We start from the raw sequence: 21235 nt of genomic DNA, 5'->3' as shown, positions 1-21235 counted from the left end.
AACGACACCCCACCGCGCGGACGGCACTGCACCAACGACGCTTCGAACGCGGTTTTCGGTTCACGTGTGCGGTGGTTCCGCCGCGGCGGTCCGGGGTGACTGCGACTTCCGTGCTGCCGCGGTACCGCGACTCAGCGGCCGAACCTGGAGCGCAGTGTTCCGAGCAGCATGTCGACTTCCTCGATGCGCATCTTGCGTGAGGCGGCGAGGAAGAGCACTCCGAACAGGCCGCCGCCGACGATCATTCCGGCTCCGGCCCCGGTCAGCCCGCCGTGCAGCGCCTGCGTGATCTCGAACCCGATCGGGCCGCCGATCAGCGCACCAAGGGCCGAAGCCGCGCCGAGCTTGGCGTGCGTGCGCACGATCCGCGTGGTGTCCAGGCCGCGCAGCTTGCGGCTGAGTTTGGCACCGGTCATCACCATCCCGATGGTGTAGGCGACGACGTAGCCCACGCACATGCCCGTGACCGCCCACTTGGTCGTGTGCAGCAGTTCGTAGGAGACGTACGCCAGCCCGCCGTTGAAGAACGAAATCCACGCGGTCACGACGAACGGCGTCTTGGTGTCCTCATACGCGTAGAACCCACGCATCATCAGATACTGCGCCGAGAACGGGATGAGACCGAGCCCGAATGCCATCAGCATGTAGCCGAGGTTGCGGGCCATCGTCGTGTTCGTCGCTCCGTGTTCGAACAGCAACGCGGAGATCTGCTGGCCGAAGGCGAGGAACAGGAAGGCACAGGGCACGATCGCGACGGCACTCACGCGCAGACCGTAGGAGATGGAGTCGCGTACCGCATTGCGATCCCCCGACTGGGCGGCCCGGCTCATCCGTGGCAGCAGAGCCGTGATGATGGAGACGGTGATGATGGCTTGCGGCAGGATCCAGATGGTCAGGGCATTGGAGTAGGCGGTGTAGCCGACGCCCTCGGTCTGGTGCGGACCACTGGTGTCCATCGAGCTGCTGAGCCGGGTGATGACAGTGGTACTGATCTGGCCGACCAGCACCATGCCCATGGTCCACTTGGCCAGCGTCATCGACTTGCCGAGGCCGACCCCGCGCCAGTCGAAGCGGGGCCGGAAACTGATCCCGACCTGCCGCAGGTAGGGGATCAGCGTGATCGTCTGCAGCGCGATGCTTATCGTCGAGCCGAGGCCGAGCAGCGCCAGCTCGTTCTGCGTGATGTTCGCGGTGCTCTGCACATAGCCCGCGATCCACAGGTAGGCGCCGAAGGTGGCGATCTGGACGATGTTGGCCAGCACCGGCGTCCACATCATCGGGCCGAACTTGTCCTTGGCGTTCAGGATCTGGCCGAACATCACGAACATGCCGTAGAAGAAGATCTGCGGCAGCATGTAGCGCGCGAAGACGATGGTGATCTCGCGGTTCGCCATCGTCGCGTTCGGGTTGAACAGCGAGACGATCTGTGGCGCGAACAGCACGCACACCAGGGTGAGCACGGCCATGATGATGATGGTCAGGGTCAGCAGCCGGTCCATGAACGCCTGGCCGCCGTCCGCGTCGTCCTTCATCGCGCGCACCAGCTGCGGCACGAAGATGGAGTTGACCGCGCCACCGATCACCAGCAGGTAGATGGTGTTCGGCACGTTGTTGGCGATGTTGTAGCCGGTGCCGAGCGCCGCGGTGCCGAGCGCCGCGACCAGCAGAAGTTGGCGGATCATGCCGGTGGCGCGGGAGACGATGGTGCCCAGCGCCATGATGCGGCTGGCCCGCGACACGCTGCCGGCCGGTGCCGCCGGCCGTTCGCGCACCGCCTCGGTCGTGCCGGTGGCCGGCGCGGGAGTCCACGGGTCGAAGGGGCCGAGCTCGTCGGGCCGGGTGGCCGGGCCCTGGACTTGGCCGCGGCGCGGCGGAATCAGCTGCTGGATCGCCGCCGGATCGAAGAACGAGGTACCGAAGACCGGCAGATTGAAGCGGGTGGCGTCGACTGCCTCGGCGTAGGCGGCACGGCGAGCGGCGCGTTCTTCAGGCGCTTCGTCCTCGGGTATCGCCGGGTACCAAAGGTCTTGCTGCGGTGGCTGCGTCCGGGCGGCGGCGCGCGGTCGATCGTCTTCTGCCCAGCGTGCCATGGCTGCGGTCCTCGGTACCCTTCATCGCGCGCGGGCGGCCCCGCGTTCAACTAGTCATTGTTCCCGTTCCGCCTCGGCTAAGGCGCCGTTGTCCATGGGCGCGCCGGATTGGTCGGGCTCGGCCTGTGCGGTACGGGTCCGTCTGCCCCGGTAGATACGCAACCCTACAGCGATGACCAGGAGCGCGGCTGATAAACCGAAGATGATCAAAGTGATCGAGCCGATAGAAGACACCGTCACCTGGAGCGACTGCGGTTCGCCGTAGTCGGCGCCGTCAGGGGTCACCAACTGTGCGGTGACGGTAACGCGCGTGCCCGAGACGTTGGAGCTGACGTGCACGTTTATGGGCGTCGATCCCTGCTGCACGGTCTGCACCGTGATCGACTGGACAGCCAGGCCGGCGTGGTCGGTGGTGATCCGGATGCCAATTCGGACGGGATGGTCGAACCGGTTCTCGACCGTGAACGGGATCACCCCGCTCTTGCCGGACAGCGTCAGGTCCGACTTCTTCACCAGGGTCACCAGGCCCATCGTGGTGTCCAGCCGGTTGTCCACAGCGCTGCTGAACGCGACCTGCTGAGCAGGGGCGGAGCGCCAAGCGGTCGAAATCGTACGCAGCACCGCGGGGACGTAGCTGTCGATGGATTGCTGCGCCTGCTGCCCGACCATGATCGCGGTAAGGGCGCGGACCGAGGCGTCCAGCTCGGAGGTCGCGGACAGCTGAGCGTTGGTCAGATCCGACTGCGCCGTCGCCGCCTCGCGCTTGGGCGCGGAAGTCTGCGCGTGCGCGTCCGGCTTCGCGCTGAGCAGCGTGGAAAGGCCGACGGTCTTGATCCAACCGGCCTCGCTGACCGCGGTGAGCAGAGCCGGATCCGGTGTGCCGCCGCGCGGAGCGGTCACCATGATCGTGCGCGGCGTGGACAGATTCGGCCGCTCGTGGGCGATCAGCGCGCTGTCCGCGAGGAAGCGCTGAGAGGCCAGTAGGGACTGGTTAGAACCCTTCCACGCCGAGTCGGCCGTGTCGCCGGCGAAGATCGCGTCGAGAGCCGCATCGCTGACAGCCACTGCCTGACCGTTGACCTGCGCCCGTCCGGTCGGCGTGTAACTGTCCAGCGGAGTGTGGAGGCCGATTGAGTCCGAGCGCACGATGACCGCGCCGGGATCCGCGGCTTTGGCCAGGCTGAGTGTCCCGGAATCGGCCTGGCCATTGGCTGGCCAGGCCAGCGTGCCCTTCGGGCTGCGGCCGACGAAGTCCTGAAGCGTGGTTCCGGACCGCGTTGTCGCGCTCTGGACCAACTCCGTGGCGGCGGTTGGGTTCGAACGGCCCAGTGAGCCGAGATCGGGATCGGCCGCCGGCAACTGCCACAGCTCGCCCTCGCTGCTCAGTGCGCTCTTCGCTTCGGTCAGCCAGGCCGACGCGTTCTGTGCGCCTGCCCCCGAATCGCCGTCCGGGTAGAGCGAGTACCCGTGGCTCTCGCTGTCGGCGGTCGTCAGCAGGTCGGGGTCCACCGCCCAGGAAATGGTGAGGTTCTTGTTCGCGCCGGGAACGCTCAGCGTCTTGTCGAGCCGGCCGCCCGCGGCGAACTGAGCGGAAAGGCCGTCGCCAACGGCCTCGGGCACGAACTTGTCGACCTGACCGTCGAGACTCGGTGCTCCGGTGACCGGCCAGAGCACGACCATCTGCGTCGCATGGAAGCTTGAGTCGCCGTTCATCGCGTACGGCAGGTACGTGCGTACCGCGCCGATGCGTAAGTCACCGGCAAACGCTTCGATGTCGAGCGCATACACAGTCTGGCTGGTCAACGAGAGCGCAGAGATCGGCATGGAGAGCGACCACGGCACCGTCGCGTTGGCCGCGATCGTGCCGGCCGTGTAGTCGTGGCCGAAGATGAGGCGTGAGTCGAAGCCGGCATTGCTGGCCATGTCGGAGCGAACCTGCATCTCAGCGACCGCCAACCGAACCACCACGTCGGTATGCGCGGCGGAACCGCCAACGAGGTTCCCGGCTAGGTGCAGCGTGCTGCCCTTCACCGCTATCGCCGGACTGAGCGAGGAGAGTTCGACCGTGACCGCGTTCGCACCGCCGCTTGCCGCGTACGACGGCGCGGGAGCGGCGAACATCAAGACCTGGGCCGCCAGAACCACGACCAGCGAGAGCAGGTCGCGGGAATGGCGCCGCAAGGCGCGGAGCGAACTCACGGGCGGAATCCTAGTTGTGCGGCGGAGCGCCGGACGGACGGGTAGCCCGAGCGGAGCACGTACCCTTGGATGACGTGTCTACCTCTCCTTCGGATGCCGAGCTGCCCGATCGCCCGGGTGCCGGCTCGTCGAGCCGCTCCGCCGCGGCGGCCGCGCGGCTGTTGAATCTCGCCCCGGTCGCGGACGACCTGGCAACCCGCTTCGCCGCGGCAGGTCACGAACTCGCGCTGGTCGGCGGCTCGGTGCGGGACGGCTTGCTCGATCGGCTCGGAGAGGATCTCGACTTCACCACCGATGCGCGGCCGCAGCAGGTGCTCAAGCTGGTCAAGGGCTGGGCTGACGCGGTCTGGGAGGTGGGCATCGCCTTCGGCACGGTCGGCTGCCAGAAGGACGGATACAAGCTGGAGATCACGACGTACCGCAGCGAGGCGTACGACCGAACGTCGCGCAAGCCCACAGTGTCCTATGGTGAGACGCTCGCGGACGACCTGATTCGTCGTGACTTCACCGTTAACGCAATGGCATTGCGGTTACCGCAGCGCGAGTTCGTTGACCTGCACGGTGGCTTGCTTGACTTGGCGAAGCGCACCCTGCGTACCCCTGCCACCCCGCAGGAGTCCTTCTCTGACGACCCGCTGCGTATGCTGCGCGCCGCACGTTTCGCCGCGCAGCTCGACTTCGCCGTCGCACCTGAAGTCGTCGCCGCGATGCAAGAGATGGCCGACCGATTGAAGATCGTTTCCGCGGAACGCATCCGGGACGAACTGACCAAGCTGCTTCTCGCACCGAACGCGCACACCGGCCTCGGCCTGCTCACGGAAACCGGCCTCGCCGAATACGTGCTGCCCGAATTGCCGCGGCTGCGCCTGGAAGTCGACGAGCACCACCGGCACAAGGACGTCTACGAGCACACGCTCACCGTTCTCGATCAGGCCATCGCGCTGGAGGAGGATGGCCCGGACCTGGTGCTGCGTCTGGCTGCCCTGATGCATGACATCGGCAAGCCGCGCACCCGCCGTTTCGAGCCGGGCGGCGGGGTCTCCTTCCACCATCACGAGCTGGTCGGCGCGAAGATGACCAAGAAGCGGTTGCGTGAGCTGAAGTTCTCGAACGACCTTGTTGACGACGTGGCCCGCCTCGTCGAGCTGCACCTGCGCTTCCACGGCTACGGTGACGGCGAGTGGACCGACTCCGCGGTACGCCGTTACGTGCGTGACGCCGGGCCGCTCCTGACCAGGCTGCACAAGCTGACCCGCTCCGACTGCACCACCCGCAACCGCCGCAAGGCCGCAGCACTCGCCGCCACCTACGATGCACTCGAGGCCCGGATCGAGCGGCTCAAGGAGCAGGAGGAGCTGGACTCGATCCGGCCCGACCTGGATGGCAATCAGATCATGGAACTGCTGGGCGTTCCGCCAGGCCCGGTGGTCGGCCGCGCCTACAAGTTCCTGCTGGAGCTGCGGCTTGACCAGGGCCCCCTGGGGCACGAGGCAGCGGTCAGCGCACTGCGGGAGTGGTGGACGACTCAGCCGGAGTATTAGAGCTCGGCGGCGGCATGCTGACCGGATCACGCAGACTCTTGACGCCGTACCAGAGCCCGACGACCGCATAGCAGGCTGCGACGATGATGACGACCAGGTATGACTTGCCGTCGGCCGGAAGCGCGGCCGCGGCAAAGGCGGCGGCGAGCACGAAGGCCCCGTTGAAGACCATGTCGTAGAACACGAACACGCGGCCGCGGAACTCGTCGTCGACCGAGCGCTGAACCAGCGTGTCGGTGCATATCTTCTGGCCCTGCGACGCCACGCCGAGCAGGAAAGCGCCGATCAGCAGCGGTACCGGGCGGAAGGGCAGACCGAAGCAGAGCTCGGCGACGGCGGCGCCGAGCAGACACAGCGTGATCCAGGCGGGCAACCGGATCCGCCGGGTGACCAGCGGTGTGATCACGGCACTGATTCCGAAGCCCGCACCGGAGAGTCCGACCGCGAGGGCGAATCCGGCCAGGCCCTTGTTCGGCTGGTTCGGGTCGTTGAAGGCGTTGCGGTAGAGCAGCAGCGTGATGATGGTGACCACGCCGTAGCAGAACCTGGAGACGGTCACCGCGACCAGCGCGCGCCCGGCGATCGGCCGCGCCGCGAGATGCCGTGCGCCCTGAAGGACCCCGCGAGCCACCGAGCGCACGGCGGTCCAGGTGCTTTCCCGCGGCAGTTCCAGCGGTCCCAGTTTGGCCCGGCCGATGCCGAGCGCGAACAGCGCCGCGACCGTGTAGAGCCCTGCGACACAGACCAGTTCGCCGATGGTGGCGTGGTTCCCGGTGCCCAGGATCGCGTGCACGATCAGGCTCACGGCGCCGCCGGCCGTCGCGGCCAGGGTCCCAGCGGTGGGCAGCACCGAATTGGCGGTGACCAGTTGGCCGGCCGGGACGGTGTGTGGCAGCGAGGCGGACAGGCCGGCCAGGATGAACCGGTTCGCGGAAAGCACCGCCAGCGCGCCGATGTAGAACAGCACGTTCGGCACCTGCAGATCCACCAGCACCGCCACCACGACCACCAGCGCCGCCCGCAGCAGGTTCGCCCAGACCAGCACCTGCCGGCGCGGCCAGCGGTCCAGGAACACTCCGGCGAACGGGCCGACGATGGTGAACGGCAGCAGCAGTACCGCGAACGCCTGCGCGACCTGCGCGGCGGTCGCCTGCTTCTCCGGCGAGAAGATCACGTAGGAGGCCAACGCGACCTGGAAGGCGCCGTCGGACAGCTGCCCGATGAGCCGGGTGGCGAAAAGCAGCCGGAATGAGCGCAGATGCGGCCCGGTCAGCACGATACGCAGCACGCGCATCAAGGCGCCGACGCGCGCGCCGGAACTGGATCCGCCGCCGGCGCCTGACGGCGTTGTCTGGGCCACTTGATCAGCCTAGGTGTATTTCGAAGGGCACGCATCGGCCTGCAGGTGTACGTCGAAGTCAGCCTGGATACGCTCGCACTGTGTTCACGAGAGACGTGTTCACGAGAGACGTGTCCACGAATGGCGTCTCCAGGAAAGGCGTGTCCATGACCTCGAACAGCGCTGTGCCCGCCAACGCGAACGTCGCAGCCCGGCGTCATGGCCACGTGGCCGAAATCGTCCTCGACCGCCCCGACGCGCTCAATGCGATCAGTACCGCGCTAGCCACCGAGCTAGGCGATAAGGCCTGCGCGCTCGCAGATGATCCCGGCGTCCGCGCCGTCGTGCTGAGCGCCGCCGGCGAGCGGGCGTTCTGCGTCGGCGCGGATCTCAAGGAGCGCAACGAATTCACGGACGCCGACCTGCTCGCACAACGGCCCGTTTTCCGCCGCGCCTTCGGCTCGATCATCGGCCTGCCGGTGCCCGTAATCGCGGCGGTCAGCGGCTTCGCGCTCGGCGGAGGCTTCGAGCTGGCGCTCGGTTGCGATTTGATCGTCGCGGATGACGGCGCGCAATTTGGACTGCCTGAGGTCACCGTCGGATTGGTACCGGGCGGCGGCGGAACGCAGTTGCTCGCTCGCCGTATCGGGGCCACCTTTGCTGCCGATCTGATCTACACCGGACGGCGCGTTACCGTCGACGAGGCGACCGCACTCGGCATTGTGAATCGCCGCGTACCCGGTCAGCACACCGCTCGCGAAGCTGCCCTGGAACTAGCGGCGCAGATCGCCTCGAACTCTCCAGTGGGCGTGCGTAACGCCAAGCACGCACTACGCACGGGCATCGAACTGCCGCTTACCGCAGGGCTCGATGTCGAGGACTCAGCTTGGCGAGCCACTGCGTTCTCCGCGGATCGGATCGAAGGTATCCGCGCCTTCGCCGAGAAGCGCAAGCCGCAGTGGCCCGTGTAGCCGCACCTATAGCCAGACCCGCGTAGCGGACTGACGACTATTGCTCGGTGTACTCGTCGGCGACGCTGAGCGCCTTGTCGATCGCCGCCAAGCCCTCGCGCGCCTCAGCCTCGGTCAGATTGAGCGGCGGGGTGATCTGCAACCGGTTGAAGTGGGTGAACGGCCAGGTGCCGTGCTTCTTGCACTCGGCGAGCACCGCGTTCATGGGTGCCGCGGCCGGGCCGCCCGCGCCGTACGGAACGAGCATTTCGCGCGTTCGCTTGTTCTTCACCAGGTCCAGCGCCCAGAACGCGCCGATGCCGCGCGCCTCGCCGACGGAGGGATGCCGCTCGGCGAACTCGCGCAGCGTCGGGCCGAACACGTTCTCCCCGAGCCACGCCGCGTTTTCCACGATCTGCTCGTCACGCATCGCCTCGATCGTCGCGACGGCGGCTGCACAGGCCAACGGATGTCCGGAGTAGGTCAGGCCACCCGGGAAGACCTGGTTGCGGAAGGTGTCGTGGATCTCGTCGGAGATGATCACGCCGCCGAGCGGCACGTATCCGGAGTTGACGCCCTTCGCGAAGGCGATCAGGTCGGGCCGCACATTCCAGTGATCCACCGCGAACCAGGCCCCGGTGCGGCCGAAGCCGGCCATCACCTCGTCGGCGATGTAGACGATGCCGTACTTATCGCACAGTGCCCGCACGCCGGCCAGGTAGCCCGGCGGCGGAACGAGGATGCCGTTGGTGCCGACCACGGTCTCTAGCAAGATCGCCGCCACGGTGCCCGCACCCTCGAACACGATCGTCTGCTCAAGGTGGTCCAGCGCACGCTCGGCCTCCTCCGCCTCCGTGGTCGCGTAGAAGGAGGAGCGGTAAAGGTACGGCCCGAAGAAGTGCGCGACGTTACCGTCGTGATGCCCCGCGTTCTCGTTGGCCCAGCGGCGCGGGTCACCGGTCAGGCTGATCGCGGTCGCGGTGTTGCCGTGGTAGGACCGGTACGCCGTCAGGACCTTCGGCCGGCCGGTATGGATTCGCGCCATGCGTACCGCGTTCTCGATCGCGTCCGCGCCCGCGTTCGTGAAGAAGACCCGGTTCAGGCCTTCCGGCGCGTACGACGTGATCAGTTCTGCCGCCTCGGCGCGCTTGTCGTTGCCGAATCCCGGGGCGATCGTGCACAGCCGCGCCGCCTGCTCTTGAATCGCGGCGACCACCTTCGGGTGCTGATGCCCGATGTTGGTGAAGACCAGCTGACTGGCGAAGTCCAGGTAACTGTTGCCCTCGTAGTCCCAGAACCGTGCGCCGGCGGCCCCGGCGATTGGCAGCGGGGCGATCTGATCCTGCGCGGACCAGGAGTGGAAGACGTGCGCGCGGTCACGCTCGGATACCGCCTTCCCCGCGGCTGGATCGGACACAGCGCGATTGGAAGCAGCGCGATCGGACACAGCGGAGTCGGGCGCGGAGAGGGAAGAGGCGGCTGGCGCGATATCGGTCATGGCACCCAGCGTAGGAAACACGGATCGGGCCGCTCCATCGCCACTCTGTACGACGGGACGGCCCGATCCGGGCAGGTTGTCTAGCGCGCGATCGCTAACGGGCGCCGTGACTGGTTCTGCCGTGCCTGGTTCAACTGGTTCTACAGGAAGCTGCGCAGCTGGATCGTCGCGTCACGGGCCGGGCCGACGCCGATCGCCGAGATCGGCGCTCCGGACATCTGCTCCAGCGCGTGGACGTAGTTCTGCGCGTTGGCCGGCAGGTCGGAGAAGTCCCTGGCCTTGGTGATGTCCTCGTCCCACCCAGGAAGGAACTCGTAGATCGGCTTGGCGTGATGGAAGTCGGTCTGCGTCATCGGCAGTTCGTCGTATCGCACGCCGTCCACGTCATAAGCCACACACACCGGCACGCGCTCCCAGCCGGTGAGGATGTCCAGCTTGGTGAGGAAGAAGTCGGTCAGGCCGTTCACCCGGGTCGCGTACCGCGCGATCACCGCGTCGAACCAGCCGCAGCGCCGGTCCCTGCCGGTCGTGACGCCACGCTCGTGGCCCTTCGTCCGCAACGCTTCGCCATCCGCGTCGAACAGCTCGGTGGGGAATGGTCCCGCACCTACGCGCGTCGTGTACGCCTTAAGGATGCCGATCGAGCGGGTGATCTTCGTAGGCCCGATGCCCGAACCAGAGCACGCGCCGCCTGTAGTCGGGTTCGACGACGTAACGAACGGATACGTGCCGTGATCGACGTCGAGCAACGTGCCCTGAGATCCCTCCAAAAGCACTACCTTGCCCTCGTTGAGCGCCTGGTTGAGCAGCAGCGAGGTGTCCGCGACATGCGGGCGTAGCCGTTCCGCGTAGCCGAGGTACTCCTCGACGATCGCCTCGGCCGCGATTGCCCGCCGGTTGTACAGCTTGACCAGCATCTGGTTGCGGTCACGCAGCGCCGCCTCGACCTTTTTGGCCAGGATGCCTGGGTCGAATAGGTCCTGCACCCGGATGCCGATGCGCGAGATCTTGTCCGCGTAGGTCGGTCCGATGCCCCGGCCGGTAGTGCCGATCCGGCTGTCGCCGAGGAACCGCTCGGTGACCTTGTCGATCGTGCGGTGGTACGGCGTGATCAGGTGCGCGTTGGCGGAGATGATCAGGTTCGAGGTGTCCACGCCCCGAGCGGTCAGCCCGTCGAGTTCCTGCAGCAGCACCGCCGGGTCGATGACCACGCCGTTGCCGATCACCGGGATGCAGCCGGGGGTCAGGATGCCGGACGGCAGCAAATGCAACGCGTAGGACTGGTCGCCGATGACGACTGTGTGCCCCGCGTTGTTGCCGCCCTGGTAGCGCACGACGTAGTCCACGGACCCGCCGAGCAGGTCGGTGGCCTTGCCCTTTCCTTCGTCGCCCCACTGGGCGCCGACGAGCACAAGCGCTGGCATTCCGGTTACACCTCTTCCGGACATAGTCAAAGCCCGGCGCAAGCGCGACCGGGCCTCTTGCAACAAGAGCTTACCTGAGCCGGACTTTCCCGGCTACCGAGGGACGCGGCCCGGGCTGCCGTCCGGGCCGCGTCCCTCGTCGCTTGCCGACGCGGCGGCTACTTGATCTTGGTGCCCGCGGAGCGCAGGTCCTGGCAGGCGGTCACCACGCGCTGGGCCATGCCGCCCTCAGCCGACTTGCCGTAGGCGCGCGGGTCGTAGGCCTTCTTGTTGCCGACCTCGCCGTCGATCTTCAGCACGCCGTCGTAGTTCTTGAACACGTGATCCACGATCGGCCGGGTGAAGGCGTACTGGGTGTCGGTGTCCACGTTCATCTTCACCACGCCGTAGTCCAGCGCCTCGCGGATCTCGGAGAGCAGCGAGCCGGAACCGCCGTGGAAGACCAGGTCGAACGGCTTGTCCTTGTTGTACTTGGCGCCGACCGCGTCCTGGATCTCCTTGAGGATCGACGGGCGCAGCTTCACGTTGCCCGGCTTGTACACGCCGTGCACGTTGCCGAAGGTGGCGGCCAGCAGGTAGCGGCCCTTCTCGCCGATGCCCAGCGCCTCAGCGGTCTTGAGCACGTCCTCGGGCGTGGTGTACAGCTTGTCGTTGATCTCGTTCGCGACGCCGTCCTCCTCGCCGCCGACCACGCCGATCTCGATCTCCAGGATGGTGCGCGCCTTCGCGGTCTGCTCCAGCAGCTCGGCTGCGATCCGCAGGTTCTCGTCCAGCGGCACCGCGGAGCCGTCCCACATGTGCGACTGGAACAGCGGCTCGAGACCCTTGGCGACCCGCTCCTGGGAGACGGCGACCAGCGGCTTCATGAAGCCGTCCAGCTTGTCCTTCGGGCAGTGGTCGGTGTGCAGCGCGATGTTGATGTCGTACTTCTCGGCGACCACGTGCGCGTACTCGGCCAGCGCCCTGGCGCCGATCACCATGTCCTTGACCGTGCTGCCGGAAAGGAACTCCGCGCCGCCGGTGGAGACCTGGACGATGCCGTCGCTCTCGGCCTCGGCGAAGCCGCGCAGCGCGGCGTTGAGCGTCTGCGACGAGGTCACGTTGATGGCGGGGTAGGCGAACCGGCCGGCCTTGGCCCGGTCGATCATCTCCGCGTAGACCTCAGGGCTTGCGATGGGCATGTGGGCTCCTCGAAACGATCCTGTCTCTCACCGGTCAGTCTCGCAGACCCGCCCAAGGGAATGGAAAAGCGGCCGTGATGTGGGACGGTTCCCACGTCACGGCCGCTTTTCGGCGGCTCTCGTCACTCCCGGTGGCGGGTCACTTGCGGTGCCGCGCCCCGGCCACCGGCACCGGTGCCTGCGGAGCCGAGTCGCTGTAGTACAGCTCCTCCTGCTCCCGCTCGAAGCGCTGCAGGTCGGTCAGCTCTCCGCGCTGTGCGGCCCGGCGCTCCTTGAGCATCTCTAGACCCAGCGGGATCAGCGTGATCACCGCGACCACGGCCGCGATCGGCAGGATGGTGGTGTCGATGTTGCCCTTGACCTTCGCGCCGAGCTGGTGACCGAGCACCAGCATCAGCTCCACCCAGAAGATGTTGCCGATTGCGCTCCACAGCAGGAACGTACGGCCGGGCATCTCCAGCATCCCGGCCAGTGGGTTGACGAAGGTGCGCACACCGACGATGAATCGACTGACCAGTACGGCCTTCGCGCCGCCGTACTTGTTGAAGTAGAACTCGGCGCGCACCGCATACTTGCGCTTGAAGAAGCGCGAGTCCGGCTTGTCGAACAGCCTGCGGCCGAAACGGGCCCCGGTGTAGTGGCCGATCTGCGAACCGACGATCGCGACGATCGGCGTACCCACCAGCAGGGCGGCGTAGTTCAGGTGCGCGCCGACGAGCTTGTCCGCGGCGCTGGATGCGGCCACGCCGGCCACGAACAGCAGCGAGTCGCCGGGCAGGAAGAACCCGATGATCAGCGCGCACTCGACGAAGATGATGGCGTAGACGCCGACCAGGCCGAACGAGCTGATCAGAGATGCCGGGTTGAGGATGCTGAGGGCGTGGAAGCTCACGCGGGGAAGACTACCTGTTCGACGTGAGCCTTCGCCTTACGCCGCATGAGGATGGGACTGATTCGGGACAATCACGCCGCTCATGCACGCTATGCGGCGACCGCGGGTTCGGCCTTGATGAGTGCGGTAACGCCTAGGGCGTTGGCTGTGCGGAAAGTTACAGGCCAAGATCGGTAAGGCTGAACGCGGCGTAGTAAGGCAGACCGGCCTTGTCGATCGCCGGCTGTGCCCCCCGCTCAACGATCACTGCGACCGCGACTACTTCCGCACCCGCGGCGCGCGCGGCTTCGACCGCCGCGAGCGGTGAATCGCCGGTCGTCGAGGTGTCCTCAACGATGATGACCCGCCGTCCAGTGATGTCCGGACCCTCGATGCGCCGCTGCAAACCGTGCGCCTTCTCCGTTTTGCGTACGACGAAGGCGTCGAGCTTGCGGCCGCCCACCAGCTCCGGGTGGGCGGCCGCCGCGTGCAACATCGCCGAGGCGACCGGGTCGGCGCCGAGAGTCAGACCGCCGACCGCGTCGAAGTCCAGGTCACGGACCAAATCCAGCATGACCCGGCCGACCAGCGGGGCCGCCGCGCCATCCAAGCCGACCCGGCGCAGGTCGATGTAGAAGTCGGCCTCCTGGCCCGAGCTGAGCGTCACCTTGCCGTGCACCACTGCCTTCGCCTTGATCTGCGCGAGCAGTGCGGTGCGGTGCTGGCTCTCCGGGGCGAAGGTGATCGGCATCGGGGGCATTCCTTCCGGTCGGGGCGTCCCACAAAGGATACGGATCAGCTGGAACGCGGATCAGCGCGCGGTACGCCCCGACTAGGAGGAGAGGAGGAAAGAACAGGAGAAGGAACACCAACCGGGAAGCTGGTGCGGCGGGCTGCTCACAGCAGCGAGCGGCCACTGCTTCCAGCGCCGACCATCGTCGGGCGCAGTTCCACACCGGGTCGCCTACGCACCGGCTGCGTGCGTAGCGGCGACTGGTTCGGCACAGGCAGACCGGTCGTAGCCGATGCGTTCGGTTCGGCACCGGCCATCTCACGTCGCGTCAGATCGTCAACGACCGGCGCACTGTTCTGTACCGCAGGGCTCTCGATACCGCGACCGGCCTCCGTACCGCGCACGATGCGGGCGTAAAGACGCTCGGCGAACTCCTGCGTCTTGACCATCGCAGCCAGTTCGTCTTCCAGCGCGGCATCGGATGCCGGGACGTCGATGGTCTCCACGACGCACCGTGCGACCTCGTTACACGACGCCTCGGCGAGGATCTTCCCGAATTGGTGTGCGGCTTCGCGGTAGCCGAGGACGTCGCCGGGGGAGACGTCGCTCGGCAGGCAGGCGCGCATCCGGCTGATCGCCAGATCGAGCGCGTCACGCTGTTCGGCCTCGATGCGCTTCGCGGCCAGGTCGGCCATGAGCAGGTGCAGCGCGGTGCGCACCTCATCCAACTCAGTGGCGAGGGTGGCGGAGCCGCCGTACTCCAGCAGCACCGAGAGGACTAGCGGGTCCAGGATGTTCCAATCCGCCTTGGACCGCACGGTGGTGCCGCGGCCGTGCCGGATCCGCAGGACCCGCTTCTCCTCCAGCGCTTTGAGCGCTTCACGCAGGATGGTGCGGCTGACCGCGAACTCCTGAGCCAGCGCGGCCTCGGGCGGCAGGTCGCCGCCGGGCTGAAACTCGCCGTCCAGTATCCGCAGCAGGAGCCGTTCGATCACGGCGTTGGCCAGGCGGCTGGGCCGGACGACCCGGTGGACGTTCCACCCTTCGACGTACATACGCTTCGGCTCCTGACTTGCAGTGCGCGTCCGGTCGCGCACAGAACGTGATGCACACAGTAGGAGTCGGGGGGAGGTGATGCCGCCGATTCAGCCGACAACCACTCGATCCGATGACAAGACTCACTCTCTGGAGAAGCCGCCTTTGCGGCGTCTCCGCAGCGCGAATCTAGGGCGTGTTCCTAGGTAATCGGCAAGTGCGCGGATTCAGCGGCGGTAGCGGCGGCGTAGCGCGCCGAGCACGAAAGCCAACGCCGCCAGCGTCGCCGTACCGGCGCCGATCAGGAACGGAATCCACGGCGGCAGGCTGCGGTCGCGCAGCCGGCTCCAGATGTCGTCCGGCTCCGGCTCCGGTTCGACCGGTTCGTTCCGCTCCTCGGCCACCACAGCCGCAGGCGCGCCGTCGGTTTCGGCGGCTTCCGGCTCAGCCACTTCATCCACGACCGGCGCGGCCTGCGGCTCAGGCGTCACGAGGCGCAGCGGTGCGGGCGAATGCGGCGCAGGCGGAAGTGGCGCGGCTGAGTCCGATTCAGCGCTCTGCTCCTCAGCTGCCGCGTCGTCGTCAGCCTGGTGTGGCATCGGCTTGGACCAGCCGTTCGGTCCCTGCGCCTCGGGCGCGGCAGGCTGCGGAACCTGGACCGGCGCGGCCTTGCCGTTGCCCTGCTCCTCCTGATCCGCAGCCACATCGCGCACATCGCGTACGACAGCCAGCGGCGCTCGGTCGGATTTGCGCCGCCGCGGAAGGTCGGTCTCGGATCCGGATCGCGGCTCTGTCGCAGGCGGTTCCGAGGGCGAGTCAGGCAGTTCCCGTCGCTCGGCATGCTCTTGCGCGGCGGCTGGCTTCGCGGCCGGTGAGGTCTCCGCCAGCGCGGTGAACCAGCGCTGCACGACCCGCTGGAACGCGCTGTCCAGCGCTTCGGCGGAGAGGGGCGCGGCGCCAGGCGCGATGTCGAGCTGCCCGCCGACGACCACGCGGGTGCCGGAGCCGGACTGCCGCAACGAGATCTCCACGACACCTTCCACGGTGCCACCGGTCCGGCCGAAGACCGCCTCGACCTCAATCGAAACGCGCAGCGAACTGGGTACGACATTGACTATGCGCGCGACGCCGCGAAAGGTGACGGTCTGCTCGCGGGTGCGTACGCGCAGCCGCCCGGCCACGCCCTGAGCGCCGGAGGCGTCGATCGAGGCGTTGGGCAGCGCGCCGATCAGCCGCTCGGCATCGGTGACAGCGGGCCAGAGCAGTCGTCGGTGGACCGGGACCGTGGCCTCGTACGGCATCGACACCCTCACTGCTCAGCCGCGCAACGGCGACGGACCGCCGTGCTCGCAGGCCAGCGTACGCCGCCGCGCGGCCGTGAGCATCGCATGGGTCGCTATCAGACGTTTTGCAGCGAAAACCAGTCTTAGGTCACTCCAACCGCAGAAAGCTGAGTGTCGTAGCGATCTGCCGATCCTGCGGATACGTGTGCCAGGTCGTCCACCAGAGCCCGGCCTGCCACGGCCGCATCACGATAGCTGTGAGCGCGCCAGGCAATCCGGGGTATCGGCCGGCCAGCCCATGCGCCGCACACCGCTCGATCCCGGCGACCCGCACCCCGAACTCCGCCTCGGAGCAGGTCCGGACATCGGACTCGATCGTGTACCGCCAACCGCGCAGTTCGCATTCCGCCGTCCGGGGCAGCGGCACTGTGCTCTCCGGCATGCACGCCACCGTTTCCAGACAGAGCGGTTCGGGCCCTCCCCGAGGACCGCTGCCCAGCCACACGCAGATCTGGTGCGAGGCGCCGAGCAGCCGCAGCTCCGCGTGGAACGGCGCGAGGTCGAGCCGCCGGCTCGCCAGCGCGGGCTGTGGTTCGAGGTCAATCGACCAGCCCAGCTCTCCGGCGCTGGTATCGCAGTAGGCCGCGGTCAACTCGACGAACATCGGTGGGCACCGTCCCAGGCCGTAGGCTTCTCCGGTGGGGGCCGTACTGCCAAAAGGCTTTCTGTCTGACAAACGGCTCGCCCTGGGTCAACGACTGGAGGACGCGTGAGTCATCACGCCACGCCCGAGGCAGATCACCCGAAAGACTTATCGGGTTCGCGGCGCCCGGTGCTGGCCTCGCGGTTGCATGGACTCGGTACCACGATCTTCGCCGAGATGTCCGCGCTCGCCGTGGCCACCGGGTCGATCAACCTCGGCCAGGGTTTTCCGGACACCGACGGCCCGGCCGCGATCGCCGAGTCCGCCGCGCGCGCGATCCTCGAGGGCCGCGGTAACCAGTACCCGCCCGGCTTGGGCATCCCCGAACTGCGTCGCGCCGTCGCCGACCACCAGTCCGACTGGTACGGCCTCGAATACGACCCCGACACCGAGGTGCTGATCACCGCCGGAGCCACCGAGGCGATCGCCGCGGCGCTGCTCGCCGTGATTAACCCGGGCGACGAGGTGATCGCGTTCGAGCCCTACTACGACTCATACGCGGCGTGCATCGCCATGGCCGGCGGCGTGCGCGTACCCGCTACGCTGCGACCGCCGACCGAACAGCAGCCGCGCTGGCATCCCGATCTCGACGCGCTCGCCGCTTCGATTACCGAGCGCACCAGGGTCCTGTTGCTCAACACACCACACAACCCGACCGGGATGGTGCTCACCGAGGCGGAGTTGCGAACGCTTGCGCAGCTCGCGATCACGCACGACCTGATCGTCATCACCGACGAGGTCTACGAGCACCTGGTGTTCGAGGGCGCGCACGTACCGATGGCCACGCTGCCTGGCATGCGCGACCGCACGATCACGATCTCCTCCTCTGGCAAGACTTTCTCCTTCACCGGCTGGAAGATCGGCTGGGTTACCGGCACTGCGGAACTGGTCACCGCGGTGCGTACCACGAAGCAGTTCCTCACCTATGTCAGCGGCGGACCGTTTCAGTACGCGATCGCCGAGGCGCTGCGCCTGCCGCGCGATTACTACACAGAGATGAGCGCGAGCCTGCGTGCGCGACGCGATCTGCTCGCGGCCGGCTTGGCAGACCTCGGATTCGGCGTGTCGGCGACCGAGGGCACGTACTTCATCACCACGGACATCCGGCCGCTCGGCGAAGAAGACGGCCTGGCGTTCTGCCGCGCGCTGCCGGAACGTTGCGGTGTGGTGGCCATCCCCAACGCAGTCTTCTACGACGACAAGCAGGCGGGCGCGCCGTTTGTCCGATTCACCTTCTGCAAGAAGCCACAAGTGCTGAGCGCGGCGCTGGATCGCCTGGCGGCGCTGGCAAAACCGCAGTGACGGGCTGACTGGACGTCCGGGATGTCAGGGAACGCGCACGTCGCGTGAAAGCGCGGCGAGTTCCAACCGGACCGCAAAGGTTCCCGCGAGCAGCACCAGGACCAGCCCGAGGGCACCGGCACGGGCCGCCGGCCGGTCTTTTCCGGTTCGAACTCGGATTCTGGACATGACACCACTATCCCCTCGCGCCCCGGCGAGCGCGAGAGGAACAGCGCAGCCGATCCGACCTAGCGACGGTCACTCAGCCTCAGACGGTCGTGATCGCGAGCCCGTCATCCGTGTCCGCCACCTCGACGCGCACCGTCGCACCGTCGCGCACCCGGCCGGCCAGGATCGCCTTCGCCAACTCGTCGCCGATGGCCGACTGCACCAGCCGGCGCAGTGGGCGCGCGCCGTACGCCGGGTCGTAACCCGTGAGCACCAGCCAGTCCCGCGCCGCCGCGGTGACGTCCAGCGTGAGCCGCCGGTCGGCAAGCCGCCGCTGGAGCCGAGCGACCTGCTGCTCGACGATCAGGCCCAGCTCCTCGGTGCCCAGCGCGTCGAACAGCACGATGTCGTCGAGCCGGTTCAGGAACTCCGGCTTGAACGTAGCGCGCACCAGGTTCAGCACCAGGTCGCGCTTCTTGTCGTCCGGCAGCGCCGGGTCCACCAGGAACTGCGAGCCCAGGTTCGAGGTCAGGATCAGGATCGTGTTGCGGAAGTCCACCGTGCGGCCCTGACCATCGGTGAGCCGACCGTCATCGAGCACCTGAAGCAGAATGTCGAAGACCTCGGGGTGCGCCTTCTCCACCTCGTCAAGCAGCACGACCGTGTACGGACGTCGCCGCACCGCCTCGGTCAGCTGGCCGCCCTCCTCGTAGCCCACGTATCCGGGCGGAGCGCCGACCAGCCGCGCGACCGAGTGCTTCTCGCCGTACTCGGACATGTCGATGCGGACCATCGCATGCTCGTCGTCGAAGAGGAAATCGGCGAGCGCCTTGGCCAATTCGGTCTTGCCGACGCCGGTCGGGCCGAGGAAGAGGAAGGAGCCAGTCGGCCGGTCCGGGTCGGAGATACCGGCGCGGGCACGGCGTACCGCATCTGATACCGCGCGTACCGCATCGAGCTGTCCGATCAGCCGCTTGCCCAGCTCCTGCTCCATACGCAGCAGCTTCGCGGTCTCACCTTCCAACAGCCGGCCAGCAGGGATCCCGGTCCACGCGGCCACTACCTCAGCCACGTCGTCCGGCCCGACCTCCTCCTTGACCATGGTCTCGCGGGTATTCGCCGCCTGCGACGCCTCGGCCAACTCGCGCTCGGCGGCCGGGATTTCGGCGTACATCAGCCGAGAGGCGGCCTCGAAGTCGCCGTCGCGCTGCGCCCGGTCCGCCTGGCCGCGCAGGTCGTCGAGCCGCTTCTTCAGCTCACCGACCCGGTTCAGCCCGTTCTTCTCCTGCTCCCAGCGCGCGTTGAGGGCATTCAACTGCTCCTGACGGTCCGCCAGTTCGCGGCGGATGCGCTCGAGGCGTTCCTTCGAAGCAGGGTCGTCGTGCCGGAGGCGCGCTCCGTTGTGACTGTCTTTGGCGAGGGCCAGTTCCTCCATGCGCAGCCGGTCCACCGCGCGCTGAAGCTGGTCGATCTCGACCGGTCGCGAGTCGATCTCCATGCGCAGCCGGGACGCGGCCTCGTCGATCAGGTCGATCGCCTTGTCCGGCAGGAATCGCGCGGTGATGTAACGCTCTGACAGCGTCGCCGCGGCGACCAGCGCGGCATCGGAGATCTGCACCTGGTGGTGGGCCTCGTAGCGGCCCTTGAGTCCGCGCAAGATCGCCACCGTGTCCTCGGCGGAGGGCTCGCCGACCAGCACCTGCTGGAAGCGGCGCTCCAACGCGGGATCCTTCTCGATGTGCTCGCGGTACTCGTCGAGCGTCGTCGCGCCGACCATCCGCAGCTCGCCGCGCGCGAGCATCGGCTTGAGCATATTGCCGGCGTCCATCGCCGATTCGCCGGTCGCGCCGGCCCCGACCACGGTGTGCAGCTCGTCGATGAAGGTGATCACCTGGCCGCCTGACTCGCGAATCTCGCCGAGCACGGCCTTCAGCCGCTCCTCGAACTCGCCGCGGTACTTCGCGCCGGCCACCATCGCGCCGAGATCGAGCGAGACCAGCCGCTTGCCGCGCAGTGACTCGGGCACGTCGCCGGCCACGATCCGCTGCGCCAGCCCTTCGACCACGGCGGTCTTGCCGACGCCGGGTTCGCCGATCAGCACCGGGTTGTTCTTCGTACGCCGGGAGAGAACCTGCACCACGCGCCGGATCTCGGTGTCCCGGCCGATAACCGGGTCGAGCTTGCCTTCGCGGGCGGCCGCGGTCAGGTCGAGGCTGTACTTCTCCAACGCCTGGAACGTCGCCTCGGGATCGGGGGAGGTGACCCGGGTGTTGCCACGCACCTTGGTGAACGCCTCACGCAACGCCTTCTGCGTCGCGCCCGTGCCCTTGAGGATGTCCGCGGTCCGGTCGTTTCCGGCTGCAAGACCCACCAGGATGTGTTCGGTCGAGACGTAATCGTCGTCGAGCCTGCGCGCTTCCTCGGCGGCCTGGTTCATCGCGGTGATCGTGGTGCGCGCGAGTTCGGGCGCCGCGACGGTCGAACCGGCGGCCTTGGGCAGCGAGTCGACGAGCCGCTGGGTCCGCGCGGTCAGATCGGCCCGGTCGACGCCGACCGCCTCCAGCAGCGGCCTGGATGTGCCGTCCTGCTGCGCGAGGAGGGCGAGGAGCAGGTGCGCGGTCTCCACATGCGGATTGCCCGCCGCGGCAGCCGACCGCACCGCCACGGACAGCGCCTCCTGCGACCGCGTCGTCAGCTTGTAAGGCTCCATCAGGTGCTCCTCGTCCCGTTATCCTCTGTTGCCTTGCCGACGGAACTCAGTGCGCTGTATTCACTTGGCCACTCAAGTGCCGTCGACCGATCTGGGGCATGTTTTGAAACGATCGCCGGGGCCGCGACGCCTGCCACGCACGCTCGCTGCGTTGGAGGCGCGTCCACAGACGACCCGGTTCGAGGACGCCCTTCCGCCTTGCGATCGCACGCGCCAGACACCGCGGCCC

The 21235-nt window shown here is 67.6% G+C and carries 16 protein-coding genes; 3 read left to right on the top strand and 13 right to left on the bottom strand.

What is annotated here, in order from left to right; all coding sequences use genetic code 11:
• Nucleotides 1-131: 131 nt before the first annotated feature.
• Nucleotides 132-2090 (bottom strand): murein biosynthesis integral membrane protein MurJ, encoded by a 1959-nt coding sequence (gene murJ, locus VN779_RS04155; RefSeq protein WP_325720288.1) that lies wholly within the window; start codon nt 2088-2090, stop codon nt 132-134.
• A gap of 54 nt (nt 2091-2144) precedes the next feature.
• Entirely contained in the window at nt 2145-4289 is a 2145-nt protein-coding gene (locus VN779_RS04150; protein WP_325720286.1) for a DUF6049 family protein, read from the bottom strand.
• Between the two features lie 101 nt (nt 4290-4390).
• On the opposite strand from VN779_RS04150, the gene VN779_RS04145 reads away from it, so the two are divergent.
• Nucleotides 4391-5830, top strand: coding sequence for a CCA tRNA nucleotidyltransferase (locus VN779_RS04145; protein WP_349260634.1), 1440 nt, complete (start codon nt 4391-4393; stop codon nt 5828-5830).
• Here the strand turns inward: VN779_RS04145 and VN779_RS04140 are convergent.
• Nucleotides 5787-7190 (bottom strand): MFS transporter, encoded by a 1404-nt coding sequence (locus VN779_RS04140; protein WP_325720282.1) that lies wholly within the window; start codon nt 7188-7190, stop codon nt 5787-5789. The two genes, VN779_RS04145 and VN779_RS04140, sit on opposite strands and share 44 nt — an antisense overlap.
• Before the next feature lie 146 nt (nt 7191-7336).
• On the opposite strand from VN779_RS04140, the gene VN779_RS04135 reads away from it, so the two are divergent.
• Nucleotides 7337-8140 (top strand): enoyl-CoA hydratase/isomerase family protein, encoded by an 804-nt coding sequence (locus tag VN779_RS04135; RefSeq protein ID WP_325720280.1) that lies wholly within the window; start codon nt 7337-7339, stop codon nt 8138-8140.
• A gap of 37 nt (nt 8141-8177) precedes the next feature.
• On the opposite strand, the gene VN779_RS04130 is transcribed toward VN779_RS04135, so the two are convergent.
• The 8 genes from VN779_RS04130 to VN779_RS04095 form a co-directional block, all read right to left on the bottom strand.
• Nucleotides 8178-9536, bottom strand: a complete 1359-nt coding sequence (locus tag VN779_RS04130) for an aspartate aminotransferase family protein (protein ID WP_325720278.1) — start codon at nt 9534-9536, stop codon at nt 8178-8180.
• Between the two features lie 221 nt (nt 9537-9757).
• On the bottom strand, nt 9758-11041 hold the full coding sequence (locus VN779_RS04125) for an adenylosuccinate synthase (protein WP_325720276.1): 1284 nt from the start codon (nt 11039-11041) through the stop codon (nt 9758-9760).
• Between the two features lie 158 nt (nt 11042-11199).
• Nucleotides 11200-12222 carry a class II fructose-bisphosphate aldolase gene (fbaA, locus tag VN779_RS04120; RefSeq protein WP_325720275.1) on the bottom strand — a complete coding sequence of 341 codons (1023 nt, stop codon included), beginning with the start codon at nt 12220-12222 and terminating at the stop codon, nt 11200-11202.
• 139 nt (nt 12223-12361) lie between these two features.
• Entirely contained in the window at nt 12362-13114 is a 753-nt protein-coding gene (locus tag VN779_RS04115; RefSeq protein ID WP_325720273.1) for a DedA family protein, read from the bottom strand.
• 157 nt (nt 13115-13271) lie between these two features.
• The gene (pyrE, locus tag VN779_RS04110) at nt 13272-13844 is read right to left on the bottom strand and encodes an orotate phosphoribosyltransferase (RefSeq protein ID WP_325720271.1); all 573 of its coding nucleotides are present in this window, start codon (nt 13842-13844) and stop codon (nt 13272-13274) included.
• A gap of 146 nt (nt 13845-13990) precedes the next feature.
• The gene (locus tag VN779_RS04105; protein WP_325720269.1) at nt 13991-14881 is read right to left on the bottom strand and encodes a FadR/GntR family transcriptional regulator; all 891 of its coding nucleotides are present in this window, start codon (nt 14879-14881) and stop codon (nt 13991-13993) included.
• Between the two features lie 207 nt (nt 14882-15088).
• Nucleotides 15089-16162, bottom strand: coding sequence for a hypothetical protein (locus VN779_RS04100; RefSeq protein WP_325720267.1), 1074 nt, complete (start codon nt 16160-16162; stop codon nt 15089-15091).
• A gap of 130 nt (nt 16163-16292) precedes the next feature.
• Nucleotides 16293-16808 carry a DUF2617 family protein gene (locus tag VN779_RS04095; RefSeq protein WP_325720265.1) on the bottom strand — a complete coding sequence of 172 codons (516 nt, stop codon included), beginning with the start codon at nt 16806-16808 and terminating at the stop codon, nt 16293-16295.
• Nucleotides 16809-16913: 105 nt separating this feature from the next.
• On the opposite strand from VN779_RS04095, the gene VN779_RS04090 reads away from it, so the two are divergent.
• Nucleotides 16914-18149 carry a pyridoxal phosphate-dependent aminotransferase gene (locus tag VN779_RS04090; protein ID WP_325720263.1) on the top strand — a complete coding sequence of 412 codons (1236 nt, stop codon included), beginning with the start codon at nt 16914-16916 and terminating at the stop codon, nt 18147-18149.
• 24 nt (nt 18150-18173) lie between these two features.
• Here the strand turns inward: VN779_RS04090 and VN779_RS04085 are convergent, their stop codons facing one another.
• A complete protein-coding gene (locus VN779_RS04085) occupies nt 18174-18317 on the bottom strand; it encodes a hypothetical protein (protein WP_325720261.1) in 144 nt (47 codons plus the stop codon).
• Between the two features lie 79 nt (nt 18318-18396).
• Nucleotides 18397-21006 carry an ATP-dependent chaperone ClpB gene (clpB, locus tag VN779_RS04080; RefSeq protein WP_325720259.1) on the bottom strand — a complete coding sequence of 870 codons (2610 nt, stop codon included), beginning with the start codon at nt 21004-21006 and terminating at the stop codon, nt 18397-18399.
• Between the last annotated feature and the right edge of the window lie 229 nt (nt 21007-21235).

This window comes from Actinocrinis sp., assembly GCF_035605935.1.
Taxonomy (GTDB): domain Bacteria; phylum Actinomycetota; class Actinomycetes; order Streptomycetales; family Catenulisporaceae; genus Actinocrinis.
The sequence above is the reverse complement of the archived record's forward strand: the minus strand, read 5'-3'. Positions and strand labels throughout refer to the sequence as shown.